Here is a 20,479-nt window from a genome sequence, read left to right as displayed (position 1 = left end):
TATTATTCGAAACTGAACTATCGGGTTGCGCCGAAACTGGGCTAGGGCGGCCAAAGCCAGCTTAATGAATACTCGGTTCTGTATGGACTCTTCATGAACGTTGACAGCACCGATGGTAGATCGGCCTTTTTGAGCAGCCGAATGGAAGCCCATTCACTCCTATAAAACAGATTTTCTTATCAAAAATACTTGATAAGATATGGAGATATTTTCTTTGCATGAGACAATACTAGAATTATTCTTGAGATTCCATTCCTTACCTCTTCCTAATTTTATGCTCTTTGTTGTGATAAGAAATATATTCGTCGTTAATTTCATGATCTGCGTGGGTTATTATCTCGTTATATTTTAGTGGGATAGAAAAGTAATCAAGCATGGCATGATGATTGGGACAAACGCAGATAATATTCCCTAGTTCGTCTGGCCCATTATGCGGGGAACCAAGCGGCTGAATATGATGAGCTTCAGCATATCGCCGACCATCTACAAGTTCGATGGTTTCTCCGCATATTTGGCACGCGTATTTGTGTAGCTCTTTCACACGTCGTGCTAGAAGTGTCTCACGAAGAATTCGATATGTTGTGGTTTCCACTCGTTCAGGTTTCTTGCCATCGGACGCAATTGGAGTTTTCGGCGGCTGTTTGAGTGATGTCGCTGGTTTAGCAGTCTGTGAGTAGGGAGACCAATCAAATGCAATGACTTTCTTGATCTCATCTTCCCACCATTGAAAATCATCTGGCTGCCGTCCATACAACGAAAAATAGCCCTTTCCGGGCACGAGGCCGTCTTGAGTGACCACTAGCCCTGTGATCCCAGGCAAACCAGCCTCGCTAACAGCGTCAGCCAGCGTTCCCAATCCTTGATTAACCAATTCGTGTGGTATGCCCGGCAAGCCCAATGCCCGGTGAACTTCACCGTATGTTTTGAACGTCTCAGGTCGTCCTGGTCGGACAGACGGAAGAATACTTACTAGATAATCTAGAACATTTTGAGCAGAACGAGTTAATTTCATAACGAGTCCAAGCAGGTTTCTGTATTGCGTATTCAATACCAGAGATGAGCAACCATCCAAAGGAATGGTGTCCATCCGAAGTTGGGACCGTCAACTTTGCCCTGACCTTTATCCAAAAAGCCGCCGTTTCGCTTACCCCCCCTGATCTGTCTGTCTGCTTAGTGATGCAGGAGCAGACAGGCAGCAGTCGCCTCATTGCGGACTTGTGAGGCTCAAAGATTACGCAAAAAGCGGGCGCTGCAAAACTTAATGGACTTTTACAACGCCGCCTCATAAATTACATGAGTGATTCACAATGAAGAGTTGTTATTTATGAACAAATATAAAAATTGCAGAAAACAGATAAAATATAATAGATATTTTTTAAATGCCATAAATAATACTAACAATATAATTGGCTGTAAATACAAAAAAACAATTTCGAGAAATTCCTTCATTGATAAGAAATTCCTGGAGTTTATTGGGGACGCAGTTTCAAAATTATGCCAGGATAATGTATATCTTCTCGCTGGTCAATGTATTAGAATTCATTGGCAATTAGCAAATGAAATTAGACATGCGTTTGGCATTGATGCTTTTGTTACGCTTGGAGATGCAATTGTCTGCAATAAAAAGATTTATTCTTTCGATCTTTCATCCGCTAACACGTTATTGAGTAATGCGCCGAGTAGCATTCCGTCATTTTCAGGGCATGCTTGGATTACTCTCACATCCGGTGAAATTATTGATGCTTCAATTCAAACAACTATCGGATTAATGCAAAATGATCCAGAATTTTATGGCAATATAATTGCTCAAAAGGCTGGAAGTCTAAATGATTCTATTGAATTTATTCCTAGCGTCGTGGGTGATGATTATCTATTCCGTAGTGGATTAGTACAAGAAATAACGTAATCGTGAATGATAGAGTTTTCTTTGGATCGCGGGGAAAGCTGAAAGCAGACATTCTTCTTTCCCCCGATAGTGTTGAAAAAGTCGCGCTTGCTTTGAGAGTGAAGCACTGATTCACTCTTCGCAGGAGGAACCTGCAAATGATGGGTGATCGAACGAAAATACAGGAGGCACTGTTCTACGAGTTCCGTCTTGAAGATCATGTGCCAGCTGGCCACCTTTTGCGTTCAATTGATCGCTTTGTCGATCTGGATGGCCTGCGTGAGCATCTTCGCTCATTTTACAGCAGCACGGGGCGGCCTTCAATCGATCCCGAGCTGATCATCAGGATGTTAATCGTTGGCTACGTGATGGGTATTCGATCCGAGCGACGGCTATGTGAAGAAGTCCATCTTAACCTGGCCTACCGGTGGTTCTGTGGCCTTGGTCTCAACGGCCCTGTGCCTGATCATTCGACATTCTCGAAAAACCGGCACGGACGCTTCCGGGAGAGTGATCTGCTTCGCCAAATGTTCGAAATGACCGTCCGGCAGTGCATCGCCAAGGGACTGGTGGGCGGTGAAGGCTTTGCGGTCGATGCCAGCACGATCAAGGCCGACGCTAATCGGCAGCGCAGTGTTCCGAGCCCAGATAAACTGCCGATCGAGGCAGCCCAACGTGCTGTGCGGGAGTATTTCTCGGTGCTGGACGATGCTGCATTTGGGTCTGCTACGCCCGTGCAACCAAAATATATCTCTCCGGTCGATCCTGCGGCACGTTGGAACGCTGCAAGCGGTGGCCTTGCTTATTATGCCTACTGCACAAATTACCTCATTGACCTTAAATCGGCTGTCATCATGGATGTAGAAACCACGACAGCCATCCGGCAGGCCGAGGTTACGGCGCAACACAGAATGATAGAGCGTACGCAGGAAACATTTGGAATATGGCCCGAAAGGCTTGCTGCGGATACAGCTTATGGATCCGCTGAAAATCTTGCGTGGCTGGTTCATGAGCGTGGCATCGAACCTCACATTCCGGTCTTCGACAAATCTGCCCGGCAGGACGGGACTTTCGAACGTCGAGATTTCACATATGACCACGTGCATGATCTTTACATCTGTCCTGGAGGACAGCAACTGAAGCAGCAGTGGCGCAAGATCAACTCGGATCAACCAAATGCCCCTCCCGACAACCTACTTCGATACCGTTCGTCGAAACTGGCGTGCGACGTATGCACTCTCAAACCAAAATGCTGCCCCAATCAGCCCAATCGTAAGGTTCTGCGCTCTATTCATGAAGGCGCTCGTGATATGGCCCGCGACATTGCTTTAACTGACGCCTATATTATCTCCAGACGAGAACGAAAGAAGGTCGAAATGCTGTTTGCTCACCTCAAGCGCATTTTGAAGATCGATCGGTTGAGGCTCAGAGGACCAAACGGCGCCCGTGATGAGTTCCATCTCGCCGCAGCTGCCCAAAATCTCCGCAAAATGGCGAAACTGATACCTCCCGGAGCGCCTGCCTTATCCACCTGAGGCAAGAAAGCTGCACTTATGTCGAAGTAGCTTGGCAACACTTTCACTCTTCACCATGAGTTTTTCAACACTATCCCCCCATAGTTGCCATCAGACACTTCTGTCTTTCCCCCACTGTGCGAACCGCTCCACCAGCAGATAGAGCGCGGGTGTAGTGAACATGGTCTGGGCTTGGCTGACGAGCAGTCCACCGATCAGCGCGATGCCGAGCGGCTGGCGTAGCTCCATCCCGTAGCCGCCCATCAGCACCAGCGGCAGCACCCCCAGGGCAGCGGCAAAGGTGGTCATGACAATCGGCCGCAGCCGCAGCAGACAGGCCTCGCGGATGGCGTCCCGCGCCATCAGGCCGCGTTCGCGCTCGGCATGGATGGCAAAATCCACCAGCAGGATCGCGTTCTTGAGCGAGATTCCGGTGAGCAACAGCATGGCGATCACCGCCATGCCCGAGAACGGCAGGCCGAACAGATCGAGCGCCATCACCGCCCCGATCCCGGCCGAGGGAATGGTGGAGAGGATGGTCAGCGGGTGCCACACGCTTTCATAGAGCATACCCAGCGTGATCCAGACAGCCAGGATGGCCGCGATGATCAGGATCTCGCTGTCATGCGTGCTTTTGCCAACATCCCCTTCATCGCTCTGCAATTCCCCCGTGATGGTCTCCGGCAGATGCAGGCTCCGCCATTCCTGATCGATGACGGATTGTGCCTGCGACAGGCTGACACCGGGCGCCAGTTCCAGCGCCAGCGAGGCGGAACTGGCGTACCCGATATGGGTGACGGCCACCGGATCGAGGCTCGGTGTCATCCGGGCCACGACCGACAGCGGCACCAGCGTCTCCGCCCCGGTCGCCACCGCCGATCCGGTGGAAGCATTCGCCCCGCCTGCCAGAGAATTGGCGATCTGGTTCCGAAACGCCGTGGCACTCGTCGAGGCTGTGGTGCTGGCCGTGGCCGACGTGACTACCCGGATGGTGTTCGACGCCGAACTGCCCGAGGCGGAGCCTCCCGAGGGGCTGATCCAGAACTGTTTCAGGATTTCCGGATCGCGCTGGAAGCGGTTTTCCACGGTCAGCACCACGTTGTATTGACCGTGTGCCGTGTAGACGACCGAGGCCGTGGTCTGGCCCAGCGCGTCGGACAGGGTGTTGCCGATGACCTGTGGCGTGACCCCGACACGGGCAGCGGTATCGCGGTCAATTGCCAGCGTGATGCCCTGCCCGGGCGGATCGACGTCCGGGTCCACGTCCGTGAACTCCGGATGGTGCCGCAGGGCTTTCGCCAGCCTGCGTGTCGCCGGTCCCAGAATCCGGTCATCCTCGCTGCGCAGGATATAGCTGACCCCGCTGCTGTTCGAACCCACCCGCATCATGATGTTGCCTGGCGCCTGGGCATGGTATTCGGCGTGAATGTCCCTGCCCATCCGGGCGATGACCCTGGCGGCCACCTCAGTTCCCGATGCCCGCCCGGTCGACAGGTCGCGCAAGGTGGCGAATACCATGCCGTGGCTGGAACCCTCGCCCGTATCCAGATAGGCGATCACATGCGTCACGGCGGGATCCTCCAGCAACACCCTGCTGAAGCGTTCCAGCCGGGCCTTGGTCTGCGCCAGCGAGCTGCCGCTGCCGCGCGATCCGCCCGAGACGATGCCGATATCCTGACGGGGAAACACGACCTTGGGCATACGGGTGAACAGGAATACCCCCACCAGCAGGGTCAATGGCAGAAGCAGCGCGGTCTTGCCGGGGTGGGTCAGGCAGACTTCCAGAGTGCGGCGATACAGACTGCTGCTGTGTTTTTCATGGGCCAGAAAATCTGCGGCATTCCCTTCTGGATGAACGGCTGTTCTGTTTTCGGCAAACCGCATGCACAACGCTGTCAGACACGGCGTCACCACGCAGGACAGAACCAGCGACACCGTCACGGCGATCCCCACGGTTCCGGCAAACTCCCGGAACAGTCGCCCTGTCAGCCCCGAGGCCAGCCCGATCGGCAGAAACACCGCCAGCACCGACACGGTGATGGAGAGCAGCGTAAAGGCCACCTCGCTGGCCCCGGCAATGGCGGCCTCGTCGATGGGAAGACCCCGCTCGCGCATGCGGATGATGTTCTCGATCACCACGATGGCGTCATCCACCACCAGGCCCGTGACCACGGTCAGCGCCATAAGCGAGAGATTATCCAGCCCGAACCCCGCCAGATGCATCGGCCCGAGGCTGGCGATCAGGCAGCATGGCACGATGATCGCGGCTGCGATGGATGCCGTCCACGAGCGCAGGAACACCCACACCACGGCCAGAGCCAGCAGACAGGACGCCAGCAGTGTCACCAGCGTATGGTGCAGCGAGGAGCGGATCACCGCCGAACCATCCCGCGCCACGGCGATATCCGCTCCCAGCGGTATCAGTGTCCGCAATTGAGGCAGACGGGCCTTCACCGCATCAACGATGCCCACCAGATTGGCCCCCGGCTGGGCGCGCACCATCAGGGTCAGGGCCGGTTTTCCGTCAAAGAAGGCGGCGGCATTCACGTCCTGCATGCTGTCGGTGACAGTGGCGACATCGCGCAGCCGGATGGGACGTCCGTTCTTGTAGGCGATGACCAGATCCCGATACGCGTCGGCATGTTCAGCCTGATCGTTGACGGCAAGCTGGTAACGCCGGTCCCCCATGTCGATCACGCCTTTTGGCGTATGGGCATTGGCCGAAGCGAGGGCGGCGCGCAGGTTCTCGAACCCCATGCCGTATTTGAAGAACAGCAGCGGGTTCATCTCCACCCGCACGGCGGGCGCGGAACTGCCCATGAGCGTCACATCCCCGACGCCCTGCACCTGCAGCAGCATCGGCCGTAGCGTTGTGTTCACCAGATCATACAGTTTCGCCATGGACTGCATGCCGGGCGTCACCGCCAGAATCAGCACCGGTGTCGCATTGGGATTGGCACGGTGGTAGCTCGGATCCGACCCCGGTGTGGTCGGCAGATCGCGCCGGGCTGCCCGGATGGCTGCTTCTACGTCACGCGCGGCGCCATTGAGATCACGCCCCAGCTCAAACCCCAGCGAGATGGAGGTCTGTCCCCGCGTGGAGGTGGACTCCATCTGCGTGACGCCCGCGATATTGCCCAGATGCCGTTCGAGGGGAGCAGCTACAGTGCGGGCCATGACCTCGGGCGACCCGCCAGCATTCGACGCCGAGACCGATATCACCGGCAGGTCCACATCGGGCAGGTCTGAGACCGGCAGGAGGGGCAGCACCATCAGCCCCGACAGCACGGCGGAGAGCAGCAGCAGGAGCGTCGCCACCGGGCGACGGACGAACCAGGCGATGAATTTCAAGGAAGATGTCCCGTCCCTGCGGGAGGGCTCTGTCTATAAAGACGATCGATGCGGGCATTTTTTCAAAAAAAGACGAAAAAATATCCGGCTTCTGTCAGCGGGCCTCCAGATCATGCCCGGCTGACGGTGTGACCGTGATGGCGGCGGCCTGCACCGCCAGACCGTGCTCGGCCGCGACCCGGCGCAGCACGGTGGCGACTTCCGGCGCGTTGCAGGCGATCTTCCGACCTGTGCCGGCCTCCACGAAGGTAATCGCAAGAGCGGCCTTGCGTTCCGGCGCCACGCTGTAGAGCCACTGCCGGTCGGGCGTGACATCCCGGCGCAGGATGGCGCGCTCCACGAAGAGATTGAGATTACGCTGGATCGATCCCTGCGAGGGCGCGTGCCCATCCTCCATCATCTTTCCCAGTGTTTTCCAGATTTCCACCGCCGTTGTCCGTGGTCCGGCTTCAAGGATGCCGTGCAGCAGGATGCGCCGCAGATCGGTCATCTTGATCCCGACCTCTGCGCAGCGGTCTTCCAGCCTGCGCACGGCGCTGCGGCTGGCGCCCATGCCGGGACGGATTTCACTCAGGGACGGCGAGGAACGGCGGTATTCGGAAAAGGCGAGCATGGGTTTGATCCTGTCACGATCAGGGAAAGGGAGTAAAACCAGAACGGCGAAAATCTCAGTTTCCACCGGCATGGATGTAAAACTCGACCGGAACGGTCAGGGTAATCGGATCCCCCGCGACACTATCCGGTGGGATCGGGAGAGGCTGGGCGCGTTTGGGCAGGGCGACCGCCTCCTGATCCAGCAGCGCATGACCGGAACTGCTGGCGAGTGTGACCGAGAGCACGTGCCCCTTGCGGTCCATGGAGAAGGTCACGGTCGGCACGCCTTCCTGATGATCGGCCATGGCGTCGGACGGGTAACGCTTGAATTTTTCCAGTTGTGCCAGCAGCGCGCCCTGCCAGGTGACCGGGTCATGCGATGCCTTGGACGACGAGGCGCCGGGCGCAGGCGCTGCCTGTGTGGGCGCCGGGGGCGCTTCTGAGGACGGCGGCGCGGTTGTCGCCTCGGCCGGTGGCGTCTTGTCCGGGATCGGCTTTTTGAGCATCGGTACCGGCTTGTGCTTCTTCACCAGTTTTTTAGGTTTCTCCGGCTTGGGCACCGGGATCGGCGGATTGGGCGCGGGCGAAGGTGGTGCGGTGATCTTGGGTGGCTCGACTGGCTCCGGATCGGGGATGGACTGGGTCTGCTGTGGTCCGGGCGGCAGGTCAGTCGGGGGCGTCGGCGTCGAGACCGGTTCTGGGGCCATGTCGATGGCAATAGCCGCAGGTGGTGGTTCGGGCACAGCCATCACGGGCGGTGGCAGGCGCATGATCCACCAGATCGCTCCGCCACCGACCGCCAGCACGGCAAGGAAAGACAGGCCCCAGCGGATGGCATCGTCCCGCCGGGCCAGACGGAGCTGCCCGCGTTGCCACTCGGTGAAGGAGGACGGGGCCGTGTTGGCCTCAGCACTCCCCTCTGCCTGCGTCATGTCGGCGGCACCGCTCATGGGGTCGCACCCGCTGCCGGAACTGTCGTAGAGGGTACTGGCGCAGCAGCGTTACCAGAAGGCACAGGCGTCGAACCTGTCTCGCTGCCTTCCTCCTGCCCCTGAAGATTGACTAGCGCGACCTTGAGATAGCCAGCGGTGCGCAGCTTATCCATCACGCCCATCAGCGTGCCGTAATCGACCGTCTTGTCGGCGCGGAGAAAGATGCGCTCGTCCTTGTTGCCCTTGGTCGCACTCTCCAGCGCGCCGGGAAGCGCATCGGCGGAGATATCGTCTTCTCCCAGCGCCAGGCCGTGATCGGCCTTCACTGTCAGGAACACCGGATCATCGGGGCGCGGCGTCGGCTTTTCGGTCGAGGATGGCAGGTCCACCGGCACGTTTACCGTGGTCAGTGGTGCCGTGACCATAAAGATCACCAGCAGGACCAGCATCACGTCAATGAACGGCGTGACATTGATCTCGCTGGCCTCATGCGGGTTTTCATCGGTATGGCGGATGCGGATCATGCCGCCTACTCCCCGGCCACCGTGCGGGCGTCACGCGACGCACCCAACCGCACCACCTGTCCGCTGGCAGTCAGGGCCTGCATGCGACCGAGATCACGTGACACGAGGCGCATGACCAATGCAGTCAGATCCGCCACCTGCGCGCGGCAGGACGCCGTCTGGCGGGCAAGATGGTTGTAGATCACCACAGCCGGGATGGCGGCCACCAGACCAAGGGCGGTGGCCAGCAGGGCCTCGGCAATGCCGGGGGCCACGACGGCGAGGCTGGTCGCCTTGCTGGCGGCGATGCCGGTGAACGAGGTCATGATGCCCCAGACCGTGCCGAACAAACCAATGAAGGGCGACGTCGCCCCGATGGTCGCCAGAACGCCGGTGCCACGCATGAGCCTGCGCCCCTCAGCGGCTTCCAGCCGTTCGAGGTGTAGCACGATGCGTTCCTTCAGCCCCTCGCTGTCATCGGGAATATCAGCGGAACGCTTGCGTTCGGTCTCGGCGGCCATGACCAGCGTGTGGGCGATGCCGTTCTGACGCGTGCCTTCTTCGCCGAGATCCAGAGTATTGGCCTGCTCCAGCGTCTGCTCGGCTTTTGCCAGTTTCATGCGCACACGCAGCAGTTCGACCGACTTGGCGATGAAGATGGTCCAGGTCAGCAGCGAGGCCACAGCCAGCAGGATCATCACGCAGCGGACCACGGGGCCGGCATTGAGGAACATGTCCCACGGGGAAAAGGAAATGGGGGCAAGATCGGTCATGAGAGACCTCCTTTGGAAGACGGTCTGCGCCACGCCCGGATCAGGCAGATGACCGTAACAATGAGGGGAATGGAAAGAGCGGCCCAGGACAGGGCCAGCCAGACGCCCTGCTGGCCCAGCAGGGCAGACAGCAGGCCGAAGATGGTGAGCAGACCCAGCGCGATCGGCCACGGCCAGACGGCGACGGACGGACGTGATGCCGAAACAGGCGGGGATGACACGGGGATTTCGGGAGAGACGGCGTTCATCGGACTGTCTCCGCCGTCAGGACAGGAACAGCCGCATCGTCCACGTCATCCAGATCGTACCCCAGCGCCCGCAGCCGGGCGTCGGTGGCGATCTTCCGTTTACCAGCCCACAGCACCAGACCGCTGACCAGCACCCCGATCACCACCACATCGAGCAGCGCCCAGAGGATTTTCAGCGGCATGCCGCCGTAATCGCCGAAATGCAGCGGGCGGGATATTTCCAAAAAGCGCAGATACCAAGGCATGGGATACGCCCCGGTCAGTTCGCCCGTGCGGGCATCAACCAGAACTGGGGTAAACAGACGCGCCCGCAGCGGGGTCGCGCCGCGCGTCCAGAGCACGTAATGCACCGGACTGCCGAAGGACGCGCCGGGGAAGGACAGGCCGGTCACCTCATTGCTGGGAGCGGCTTTTGCCGCTGTATCGAACGCGGCCTGCACCGAGGACAGATGCTCCTGTGAGGGCACGGGCAGATTGGCGTAGGGACGTAAAATCTGCCGCACATCGGTCACGCGCCACAGGCCGAACAGTGGGGTCTGGAGTTCGTTGACCAGCCCGGTGAAGCCTACGACGGTTGCCCAGACCAGTGTTGCGGCCCCCAGCAGGTTGTGCAGGTCCAGCCAGGTCAGGCGTGACGCCCGATCCCGCCGGATAGAGCCGAACGGCCGCCGTTTCATGAACCGGCCATACAGCACCGTTCCGGACACGAGCGAGGCCACGAAGACACCGCCCATGAGACCGAGAAATAAACGGCCGGGCAGATAAGCGAACAGACTGACGTGCAGGCGACGGCAGATCCCCATAATCAGGCCGGTCCATGTGCCGGGCGGCTTGGGTTCTGTCTCGGGTCGCGACTGCTCCAGCACCTTTGCCGTGCGGGCGTCGAACTTGATCCAGTGACCGGAGTGGCGGTCCGGATAGTTCTCGTCGTCCTTGAGCGCCTGCCAGCTTGGCGCCATAGAGACCAGCACCGCCGGTTCATCGTCATCCGGATTGACGCTAGTGATGATCTGGCCGGGGTAGAGCGCTCGCGCTTTATCCACGATGACATCCAGACTGGCATTGGGCGTTCCAGGCGGCAGAACCTCATAGGCCGGGTCATCGTCGCCGACGAAAGTATCCCAGATCTGCTCGGAAAACAGCAGCGGCAGGCCGGTCACGCACACGATCAGCAAGAACAGCGTGCAGACCAGGCTCGTCCATTTATGGACCACGAACCAGCGACGAAGGGCTCGATTGGTCATAGAACCCGCACGCTCACAAATGCGTGTGAGAGTGAGTCGCAAATATCAAATGCACGCAAAACCAGATCCTTTGCTCTTCGCTCCTGACCTATCCAGTCACGGCAGGTGCATCCATGCGATCATATGCCGCAGGGCGTTCCATGCCGGACTAAAAGCCGGTCCCATTCTCTAAGACGATCTGGGGGAACATATTTTCATTTTTTCTGGTGACTTGGTTTCTTATCCAAAGTGCGTTCACACCTTGAAAGCACACAAAGTATCTACTTCCAGAAATGCCTCATGAATTTTGTACAAAGCCTTATGAAAGCTGCCTCCTCTACCCAACGAATTTTGCACGAACAGCTCTCGCATTTTGCACACCTCCACTCCACGAGTTTGGCACGGGGCACTGCACGGATCTTGCAGGGTCAGGCTCACGCATCTTGCAAGGCGTGGACTACACGAATTTGGCATGGAGACGACGAGTAACGTCTTGTGCCCAGGCCGAAATTTGCTCTCAGTTTGGGCGATGAGCGACTGTCTAATGCGCGCCAACGTAAGTCACGGATATTGCACAGCACCGTCCCACGCGGTTGGCATGGTTCGCCACTCAAATGTTGTAAAGGGCAACCCATGATTGTTGCATGGGATGCCCCCGGAAGTTGCTGCGATGTTGCCCCTCGAATTTGGCATCGAGATGGGGGGCAAAACGTTGAATCTACTGTGGAAAAGACACGATAGTTTGGGCGATAAAATTCTACCAATTATACGTTAAGTTCCCATACACGCGCCTACCTTGGCCCACATAGCAATCATAATTATCACACGAAGAAACGTAGTATTTATTGGTCAGATTAGATATTGCTAGCTGCGCCTTCAGTCCTTTCAAAGCGGACATTGCTGTGCCAAAATCATAGTTGGCTCCTATATCAAACAGCAAGTAAGCCGGTGATTTAAACGATTCTACGTATCCAGCATAAGAGGAACCCATATATCTTATCCCACCATTAACAGATATACCTTTGATAAAACTTTTTGGTATTTCATAGTTAATAAATATAGATGCCATATTTCTCGGTATATAAGGTACAGACATTCCTTCATAGGACACAGCATTTCCATAAGTTTCGCCAGTATACGGGTTAACTCTTTTTGCAGTCCTATTGTTCTTCGCGAAACGCGCATCCGTGAAGCTGTAAGATGCTACAAGTCGAAGCTGTTTTGTAATGTTCCCGTTAACGGAAACTTCAAACCCTTGAGATTTCACTGTTCCTGCATCAGTACTGTAACCTGAGTGCTGCATATCTTTTATAGAGTAATGGTTTTCTAGAATATGAAATGCTGAAGCGGTAACCATAATATCATGATTGGGAACCCGATATTTCAAACCAGCTTCATACTGAGATCCAGTCAACGGAGCGAACGGTTGCCCGTTATAGTCCGTAGCAGTCTGCGGGACGAAAGATGTAGAGTAACTAAAATAAGGTGCAAGGCCGAAATTAAACTGATAAGTCAATCCTGATCGCCACGTGAATGCCGATTGAGGTTGGGTTTTATGCGTAGTATCTTCTAGTTTTTTTGTATTGCTCGAATTATCATTGCTGTAGCTAAAGCCATTTGTCGTCGTATTTACCCAATCCTGTCTTCCTCCGGCAATTAATGTGATACCTTTCCATTTCAACTGATCTTGAAAGTATACTCCTTCTTGAAAATACCCATATTTTGTTATTTCGAGGTCGTTTGCGCATCCGGAGTGAGAATTTATATTGAAACATGGAGTGTATTTCGTAGCTCCAGGATTATAAACATTAATTATTGAATCTTCCACATCTGAAGTCGTTGACTGAAAGTTATTATTGTACTGTCGAAAGTCGGAGCCTACTACCCAGGTATGGTGAATAGGTCCCGTTGAGAATTTCCCAAAAAGTCGAGCATCCATACCTACTGTATCCGTAATTGTATGGTGATAATCTGCATAGTAATATTGATCAGATACATCGCTACTACTAACGGATCCATCATTAATGGCCTCTTTAACGTGCCTATCACTTTTTTCCCATCTAAACGTTTGGGTAAACTTTATATATTGGCTGAAATCGTGTTTGAATTTGTATTCAAACATCGCGTCCTTTACACTTTCTTCATTCCAATTTGTAAATCCTAGAAAATTACTTCGCGGGATCTGAGGAAAATCATTTGTGAAAAGCGTTCCTTGAATTGGATATTGTGCACTGGCAGTAGCTCCCGTTCCCGGTGTGTACATATAAGAACCAAGTATGGTTAACGAGGTTTTTTCGTCTATGTCCCATGAAATAGATGGTAGTATGCCGACTCTATGGTAATCGACGTGATCTATTTGTGTACCCTGCGTCACACCTATTCCGGCAATGCGATAACGCACATTGCCTGATTTTGTTATTTTGTCACTAGTATCAAAAGTTGCCTCGTAACGTCCCCAATTCCCGAATCCCAAGGATACTTGATGAAAAGCAGTTTGGGTTGGAGATTTGAGGCTCATGCCAACCATACCGCCCGGAGTAACCTGCCCATACATGACTGACGCCGGTCCATTTACCACTTCTACACGATCGACAAAGGCCGTTTCTCCAGCAGCTTGCGAGGTGCTTCTCAGGCCATCGACAAACTGCGTCGTGGTAAAGCCTCTTTGCATGATGTCACCACTGTCATTAACTGACGCTCCCGTACCGTCCATACCGCCGGTACCAGTAACAACACCTGGCGCGTAACGAAGTGCTTCGCGAATATTTTGTGGCTGTTGATCAACCATCTCCTGCTTTGTGATTACATAGATAGAATTAGGAATCTCCATTATTGGAGTATCTGTCTTTGTACCAGATAAAGTATTTTCGGCGAAGTACCCAACGCCGGGCCCGGTCGGATCTTGGTGCGCAACGGTTCCGCCCACACGGACTGGGCCAAGTGTAATGTTGGTGGACGCCGGAACGAGCGTCACCGTGTGCCCTCCCGACAGGCGATATGTAAAACCCGTTCCTGCCAGCAAACGGGAAAGCGCATCAGCAGGCGTCAGACTACCGCTAACGCCAGGACTGTTGGCACTGCGGATCACGTCGGCCCGCACGGAAACCTGCCAACCGCTCTGAGCCCCAAAGGTCGCCAAAGCGTCACCAAGCTTCTGCGCCGGAATATTGAAGCTTTGCGCCGAGGACGGCGCAGGTGCCGCTAGAGTTTGCGCGGTAGCAGCGCTCGCCGCATGTCCGCCCAGGCCAGCCAGCGTCGTTGTCATCAGCGCGGCCGCGAGCCAGCATGGACGTCCTTTAGCCGCCTGCCCGGACGCAGTACCTGTTTTCATGTTCGTATCGTCTCCAGTCCGCGTCATATCCAAATTCTGAATGCGACTTGTTGCAATTCAGACGCAACAGCAGCTTCTTGATGGAGAGACGAAACCGGGTATCCGGATCTTCAAAAAAAGTTTTCGAATTTTTTTTGAGGACGAACGATCAGCGCGCGGACAGAACCACAATCCAGGGCGAAATCCGATACATAGCCGCACCTTGTGCGTGCGCTACGGCTGCCAGCGCCTCAAGTGGGTCAGAGAGATTGTAGACCCCGGTCAGCGGCTGACGGGCAATATCCCCACGCAGGATAATAACACCGTGGAACCAGGGACGAATGGCGTCTATGGCATCCCCTACTGTTCGGTCCCGGACCATCGCCCGTGCGCTCGTCCATAGCGCGACCTCTTCGGGCTCCACATGCCGACGTGCGACGCCGGAAACGCTACCTCCGTTTGTAGAGACGCGTATCTCGTCTCCGGCATGGAGGACTTCGGGCAACCCTCCCGGCGATCCGTTGCCTTCGACCTGCACGGCGCCCTCGCGGACAGCGACAGTGGTGTCCGCGTCGTTACGACGGACATCAAAAGCGGTCCCGACGTCCGTTGTCTGGACCGCGCCCACCGTCACGACAAAAGGTCGCTTCGTATCATGGGCCACCTGGAAGAAGGCTTCGCCACGCAGAAGACGGACATCACGGCGTCCGGCGGTGAAATGAGTCGCAATGGCACTCGATGGTGCGAGCCGGATCGTGCTGCCGTCGGCAAGCGTGACTGCGCGTTGCTGGGCAATCCCGGTCATCTGATCGGCGCGAAAGTGGAGCAGGATTTCGGGGCTGAAAACGCCAGCCGCCACACAGGCAGCCGCAAGCCCGACAGCCACAAGGGCCAGCCGCCGCCGTTTCACGCGTCGGTCAGGCGGAAACGATACCACTGTGGAGGTTCCCAGAGGCGATGTGTCGGACGACAAAGCGGACCCAAGCTGGTCGAACATGCTATTGACGCTGATCCAGTCCCGTTCATGAGCCGGATCCTCGGTCAGCCATGCCTGAAAACGACGCTGCAGAAGCACGTCATCCGGTGCCTCGTTCAGTGCCAGCAACCACTCGGTGGCCGTACGCGGTGACGGAATGGCGCCGTCCGCCCGATCCTGCTGTTCCGTAGCCATGCTCTCAGTATCCGACGATGCTGCGGAACGCTACGGATGATGCGCTTCGCTCCCTGCGATAGAGACGAATTGAAGGCCGCGTATTTTCAAAAAATAAATGCATATGGACTTATTCGATGCCGCCGAGGCGCTTCCGACAATGCTCAAGCCCATCCAGAACAAGAGCATGGGCAAGGCCGACAGAAATACCAAGCTGTTCAGAGACTTCCTTATATGTGTGGTTGCCAAGCCGATAAAGTTCGACCGCGCGACGGGTGCGCTCCGGAAGCTCCGCAAGAGCGGCCTGAAGACGCCGAATGTTATCCCGAGCCGCCAGCTCGGCCTCGGGGGAGGCCCTATCCTCGGCAATCTGATCAATCCGGTCGCTGTCACCGGCGTCATAGTGCCGACGCTCCAGATCGGCCTTACGGCGTCCATCAATGGCAAGGTTACGCACGACACGATACAGATAGCTCAGCGGGTTTTCCCGTGGCGCGACAGCCGCCGCGCACCGCACCCATGCTTCCTGCACCACGTCTTCCGCGTTTACGCGATCGCCGGTGATGGTGCTCGCGTAGTTCAGCAGGGCATTACGGTGGGCGGCATATAAAGCCAAAAATTTCCTGTCACGCGGCACTGCCTCGGGGCTCCTTCCCCGCGTCGATCCATCTCCGTATCCGGTATTAGGCGGACATGAAGGTGTATTTAAGAATGGTTCTCATTTTCCCATACGGGAACAACAGGACTTCCGCAACTGACTTTGTCGATGGGGCAGCCTCGCAGCCGGTCTTGCCGGTTTTTCTGAATATTTTTTGCCGGGAATCGTCCTGTCTCTATCGGACATGGAACGCCGGTTTCGCATAGCAAGGAAACAGAAGAAGGGAAGCTGCGGATGGTGCTCGCGACGAACTTGACCAATTTACCAGATGTGCGTTTCGATCGCCCGACAGCATCCGCCGAGCACAAGGTGTGAACCACCATGCGCCGGCCGCCACTTGATCTGCGTGAGCTATGGATCGTCCGCGAGATTGCGGCCCATGGCAGCATCCACGGCGCGGCGCGCGCTCTGGGGTACAAGCAATCCTCGCTCAGCCGCACCCTGCATCTGCTGGAGGGACGTGTCGGGGCAGCACTTTTCATACGCTCGCCGGGTGGCGCGACGCTAACACCCGCTGGAGAAGCCTTTCTCCGGAAGGCCAATGACCTGCTTGATGGCGCACTAAGCCTTTACGAGCAGACGCGGCGTTGGGGCAACGGGGAACGCGGTCTGGTCACCGTCGGCATCGAAAGCTGCATTCCGCCGGGTCGGGCATCGGTCCTGCTGGAGCCCTGCCGCATCCACCAGCCCGACATTTCATTCCGTTATCGCGAGGGCACCCGTGAATTTCTGAGCCATCTCGTGGAAATGGATTTTCTGGATCTCGCCATCACCACCCTCCCCTCAACGGACACAGTTCTGGCGATGACGCCACTCTGGAGCGACCGGGTCGTTGTGGTCGTGCCAGCCGAACATCCACTGGCGGACCGGCAATCCGTCCTGTGGGCAACTCTTGCTCGCGAGACGTTCCTGATCGGCACGGACAACGCCGGGCATGAACTGCACGCTCTCCTGAAACGCCGGATGACCCAGGGCGGGTTACACCCCATTGTCCGCCATCACGATATTGGCAGCCTGCGCGTGATCGCGGTGGTCGCCAATGGCGAAGGGATCGCCCTGCTGCCGGAGGCATGGATCGGCTTCCTGCCTGATGGCATGAAAGAGCGGATTGTGGCGATCGAAGTCCTGGACGGAGAGGGCCGTCCCCATCTGGATTACGGCGCCATCTCCAAGAAGGGGGGCGGCTCGCCAGCCACCCTGCGCATTCTTACCGCGTTGAAGGCGACGCGGCAGTCGGTGTAACGCCCTGCTGGGGACGGTCCCGACGCGCCTTCTGAAACGCGCGGTCGGCATCCATAAATCCCCGGATCATATGGGGCAGCAACTTCGCCGGTTCGATCGGACGGCCGTTATGGCGGACCAGCGCAGCATAGGCGACCAGATCACGATGCAGGTCGGCCGGCAACTGAATCGTCATCCGGACAGGCCTGTCGTCAGGGATTTCGGTGATGCGGAGCGTGGTCATGGGGCTGGTTCCTTCGCGTGCCAGGGTTTCAGGATCCAATCTCTGGAAAGGATCAGGGTAAATGGCAGTCCGGGCCGGTCGGTCAGGGTGGGCTGGACGTTGAGGCTGCGGTCGATCAGGCGGTTGCCAACCATGGAGAAGCCGTTGCTGGCGCCGGAGCGGATCGCCTGGGCGAGATTGTTTTCGCTCTGGCTGGTCCCCGCCTCTGACCCCACGCTGAGGAGCGTGGTCACCAAGGCTGCCTTGAAAAGCTGGCCCCAATGGTTGTTCACCTCGTCGGACAGGCCGGACTGGCCGATGGCGTCGCCACCGGGCAGCTTCTCCAGCACCAGACTCTCGCCGTCGGGGAAAATCAGCCGTGTCCAGATGATCTGGGTACGCTGCTGTCCGAAGGAAATTCCGCTGTTATAGGCCCCGAACAGCAGGCTTCCCTGCGGAATCAGGAGATAGCGGCCGGTCGGGCTGTCATAGACGTTCTGGGTCACATGACCGGTAATCCGACCTGGGAGGTCGGAACTAATTTTCGTATTCAGCGCGCCGGCGATCACCGTGCCCGCCTGCAGGACATAAGGTGAGGCCGGGGGCATGACGCGGTCGGGGCTGACGGTCATGCGGTCCGGCTGGCCCGCCAGAAAGGCACGGTTGCCAGATTGTGCGTCGGTCGCAGGGGCCGCTGGTCCCTGAGAGGCTGGAACGCCTGGCGCAGGCGGCATCGCCTGTTCGCCGGCGCGGTCACGCTCCCCCGTCTGCACGAACAGCCGGCTGGCAATCGCCGCCTCGACCTCCTGCGCGGCACGGCGGTCCTCCCCGCCGGATGCGACTTTCCCCTGCCCCTGTGCTTTCAGGATAGTGTGTCCCAGATCGCCGGGCAGCGCGGGACCGAGCTTCGGCACGCCGTTGCCGACATAGTCTGAGGGCAGCCCCGCCAGCCCATCGGCCGATGGACGCACATCCGTGTCCTGGCTGGCGGGGGCGGGCATTTTGTGACTGCTGTTCTCCAGCGCGTAGCCAAGTGCCAGACCAATGGCGAGCATCCCTACCCCACCCAGCGCCCAGACCACGGTGCGGTTAAGACGCACAACGCGCGGCCGTTCCGCCCGCAGGCGCAGATCGGGCGGTGGTGATACGGAATTTCCTCCTGTGGCGGGGGCCGCAGGATTTTCACCCGCTGTCGATGCCTGCCCGCTCATGTCCGCCGTCCGTCAGTGCGGACGATGCGCACCCTTTGCTCGGAATGTTTATCGCCCAGCCGCAGTTCGGCGGCTGCGAACAGCCTGTCCACAATCATCCAGTTCTGTCGCACCCGGTAATTGACCAGTTCCGGCCCGCCATCGGCTCCCAGCACAAAGAGCGGCGGCAGCTCCCCCTGCCCGACCCCGGCCGGAAAGGCGATATAGACCTTGTGGCCGTCATCGAAGGCCCGGCCGGGTAGCCAGGGCGGTGTGCCCCCTTTCACCGGCTGGATGGCATAGCGGAAATTCAGGGTATCGAGATCCAGCCCCGCATCCACCGGGGCAGCGTCATCGGCTGCATTGTCCTGCCGATGCAGAGCGATAAGGCTGTCCTCGGGATAATCCCATGACACCGACGCCATATAGGTCGCGGGCGTGGAGCGCAGTTCGGCGAGATAGGTCCGCCGCTCGGTGTTGACGATCAGGTTGGTTGTGAGGTCCGGCCGCGTCGGCTTGACCAGGATATGGATGCGTTTTGTCGCCCCAGCCCCGCTTTCGGTATCGCCAATGATCCAGCGCACCGTATCACCGGCAGCAACCGGCCCGGTGCCCACCAGCTTTTCGCCCTGCTGGAGCATGATGTCGGTGATCTCGCCCGGCGAGGTATAGACCTGATAGAGAGCGCCGGGGCTGTAGGGATAGACCTGCACTGCGTTGATGAACCCGGCTCGCGTGGGCTGAATGCGCGCCGCCAGATTGGCCTGCGTCACGCGCGCGGTCGGATCGGCAACTTCGTGGGCCGGATGGGTGACGCGTCGTGAGGGCAGCGGCTTGAGCTGGCCCGGCAGGGGAAGTGGCTGCGGGACTTCAACGACCTGTACCGGTTTCGGCGGGTCCGGCAGACGCGTGGCCTGCACGGCGTCATCGTAACGGATGATGGGTGGATGGTAATGCTGCGCGCAGCCGGCAAGCGAGAGGAGCGCCACAGGAAGGGCCGCGAAAATGAAGCGCGTCATTGTCCGAGTTCCTTCGACCAGTTGATGGCGGAGACGTAAATTCCGAGGGGATTTTTCCTGAGATGGTCGGCATCGCGTGGCGTGCGCAAAACGACCGAGACGATGGCGGTCCATCGCTCCGTGCCCACAAAAGCGCCGTCGCGGTAATGGCGCTCGGTCCAGGCCACGCGGAAACTTCCGGGAGAGGCCCGGATGACCGACGACACATCGACCTCGACCTGCTCATGCCCGATCCGCGAAAAGGGATCGTTCAGCCGCGCGTAATCGTTCAGCGCCTGGGCGCCCGACGTGGTGGTGAAATCATAGGCACGCAGCCAGTTCTGCCGGACCACCACGGGGTCCGACGACAGGGCGCGCACGTCATGAACGAACTGCGCCAGATACCAGGCGATCTGCGGATCGGCGGGCGTATAGCCCGCTGTTGCGGGGGCCACGACCTGTGCCTGGCCCAGATGATCCACCTGCACCACCCACGGCGTGATGGTGCCGCGCGTGGACTGCCAGACCAGCCCGGCCCCGAGCCCCGCTGACAGGAACAGGCTGCCAAAGGCCATCAACCGCCAGTTGCGGGCCTGGATGCGGGCGGAGCCGATCCGTTCGTCCCATATCTGCGCAGCTTTCTGATAGGGCGTTACCGGCGCGGGCGTGGCCCCGTAGCGGATGGTGGAGCGACGGAACATCGCGT

General features: G+C 57.8%; 18 protein-coding genes. 3 read left to right on the top strand and 15 right to left on the bottom strand.

All coding sequences use genetic code 11. The annotated features are described in order from the left end of the window. Positions 1-256: 256 nt before the first annotated feature. Entirely contained in the window at positions 257-1,087 is an 831-nt protein-coding gene (locus OQZ28_RS14900) for an HNH endonuclease (RefSeq protein ID WP_458136573.1), read from the bottom strand. Positions 1,088-1,324: 237 nt separating this feature from the next. Between OQZ28_RS14900 and OQZ28_RS14895 the strand changes: the two genes are divergently transcribed. Beyond that, positions 1,325-1,906, top strand: a complete 582-nt coding sequence (locus tag OQZ28_RS14895; protein ID WP_458136572.1) for a hypothetical protein — start codon at positions 1,325-1,327, stop codon at positions 1,904-1,906. 137 nt (positions 1,907-2,043) lie between these two features. Then, complete coding sequence (locus OQZ28_RS14890) at positions 2,044-3,420, top strand: IS1182-like element ISGdi16 family transposase (protein ID WP_458136571.1); 1,377 nt, start codon at positions 2,044-2,046, stop codon at positions 3,418-3,420. Positions 3,421-3,510: 90 nt separating this feature from the next. Here the strand turns inward: OQZ28_RS14890 and OQZ28_RS14885 are convergent, their stop codons facing one another. The 10 genes from OQZ28_RS14885 to OQZ28_RS14840 all read right to left on the bottom strand — a co-directional run bounded on the left by OQZ28_RS14885 (position 3,511) and on the right by OQZ28_RS14840 (position 16,120). After that, positions 3,511-6,750 carry an efflux RND transporter permease subunit gene (locus tag OQZ28_RS14885; protein ID WP_458136570.1) on the bottom strand — a complete coding sequence of 1,080 codons (3,240 nt, stop codon included), beginning with the start codon at positions 6,748-6,750 and terminating at the stop codon, positions 3,511-3,513. 94 nt (positions 6,751-6,844) lie between these two features. Beyond that, positions 6,845-7,363: a Fur family transcriptional regulator gene (locus tag OQZ28_RS14880; RefSeq protein ID WP_458136569.1), complete on the bottom strand. Its 519-nt coding sequence runs from the start codon at positions 7,361-7,363 to the stop codon at positions 6,845-6,847. 55 nt (positions 7,364-7,418) lie between these two features. Continuing rightward, positions 7,419-8,294, bottom strand: coding sequence for an energy transducer TonB family protein (locus tag OQZ28_RS14875; protein ID WP_458136568.1), 876 nt, complete (start codon positions 8,292-8,294; stop codon positions 7,419-7,421). Continuing rightward, entirely contained in the window at positions 8,291-8,800 is a 510-nt protein-coding gene (gene exbD / locus OQZ28_RS14870) for a TonB system transport protein ExbD (RefSeq protein WP_458136567.1), read from the bottom strand. The genes OQZ28_RS14875 and exbD overlap by 4 nt, the downstream gene beginning before the upstream one ends. Before the next feature lie 5 nt (positions 8,801-8,805). Then, positions 8,806-9,552: a tonB-system energizer ExbB gene (exbB, locus tag OQZ28_RS14865; RefSeq protein WP_458136566.1), complete on the bottom strand. Its 747-nt coding sequence runs from the start codon at positions 9,550-9,552 to the stop codon at positions 8,806-8,808. Further along, positions 9,549-9,800, bottom strand: coding sequence for a hypothetical protein (locus OQZ28_RS14860; protein WP_415504723.1), 252 nt, complete (start codon positions 9,798-9,800; stop codon positions 9,549-9,551). The genes exbB and OQZ28_RS14860 overlap by 4 nt, the downstream gene beginning before the upstream one ends. Then, complete coding sequence (locus tag OQZ28_RS14855; protein WP_458136565.1) at positions 9,797-11,044, bottom strand: PepSY-associated TM helix domain-containing protein; 1,248 nt, start codon at positions 11,042-11,044, stop codon at positions 9,797-9,799. Before OQZ28_RS14855 ends, OQZ28_RS14860 begins: the two co-directional genes overlap by 4 nt. Positions 11,045-11,780: 736 nt before the next feature. Then, a complete protein-coding gene (locus OQZ28_RS14850; RefSeq protein WP_458136564.1) occupies positions 11,781-14,354 on the bottom strand; it encodes a TonB-dependent siderophore receptor in 2,574 nt (857 codons plus the stop codon). A 148-nt stretch (positions 14,355-14,502) separates the two neighbouring features. Then, positions 14,503-15,504, bottom strand: a complete 1,002-nt coding sequence (locus tag OQZ28_RS14845) for a FecR family protein (RefSeq protein WP_458136563.1) — start codon at positions 15,502-15,504, stop codon at positions 14,503-14,505. Between the two features lie 109 nt (positions 15,505-15,613). Continuing rightward, on the bottom strand, positions 15,614-16,120 hold the full coding sequence (locus OQZ28_RS14840; RefSeq protein WP_458136562.1) for a sigma-70 family RNA polymerase sigma factor: 507 nt from the start codon (positions 16,118-16,120) through the stop codon (positions 15,614-15,616). A gap of 342 nt (positions 16,121-16,462) precedes the next feature. Here OQZ28_RS14840 and OQZ28_RS14835 point away from each other — a divergent pair, with 342 nt between their 5' ends. Beyond that, positions 16,463-17,383, top strand: a complete 921-nt coding sequence (locus tag OQZ28_RS14835) for a LysR family transcriptional regulator (RefSeq protein ID WP_458136561.1) — start codon at positions 16,463-16,465, stop codon at positions 17,381-17,383. Here the strand turns inward: OQZ28_RS14835 and OQZ28_RS14830 are convergent. Genes OQZ28_RS14830 through trbF form a run of 4 tightly spaced genes read right to left on the bottom strand, consistent with a single transcriptional unit; the run spans position 17,349 to position 20,474 of the window. Next, a complete protein-coding gene (locus tag OQZ28_RS14830; RefSeq protein ID WP_458136560.1) occupies positions 17,349-17,606 on the bottom strand; it encodes a DUF2274 domain-containing protein in 258 nt (85 codons plus the stop codon). The two genes, OQZ28_RS14835 and OQZ28_RS14830, sit on opposite strands and share 35 nt — an antisense overlap. Beyond that, complete coding sequence (locus OQZ28_RS14825; RefSeq protein WP_458136559.1) at positions 17,603-18,796, bottom strand: TrbI/VirB10 family protein; 1,194 nt, start codon at positions 18,794-18,796, stop codon at positions 17,603-17,605. Before OQZ28_RS14825 ends, OQZ28_RS14830 begins: the two co-directional genes overlap by 4 nt. Next, a complete protein-coding gene (gene trbG, locus OQZ28_RS14820; protein WP_458136558.1) occupies positions 18,793-19,794 on the bottom strand; it encodes a P-type conjugative transfer protein TrbG in 1,002 nt (333 codons plus the stop codon). The genes OQZ28_RS14825 and trbG overlap by 4 nt, the downstream gene beginning before the upstream one ends. Then, the gene (trbF, locus tag OQZ28_RS14815) at positions 19,791-20,474 is read right to left on the bottom strand and encodes a conjugal transfer protein TrbF (RefSeq protein WP_458136557.1); all 684 of its coding nucleotides are present in this window, start codon (positions 20,472-20,474) and stop codon (positions 19,791-19,793) included. Before trbF ends, trbG begins: the two co-directional genes overlap by 4 nt. Positions 20,475-20,479 lie beyond the last annotated feature (5 nt).

The sequence above is a fragment of the Komagataeibacter sp. NFXK3 genome (assembly GCF_054182245.1).
Note: the sequence above shows the minus strand (reverse complement) of the source record. Positions and strands in the feature narration are given on the sequence as shown.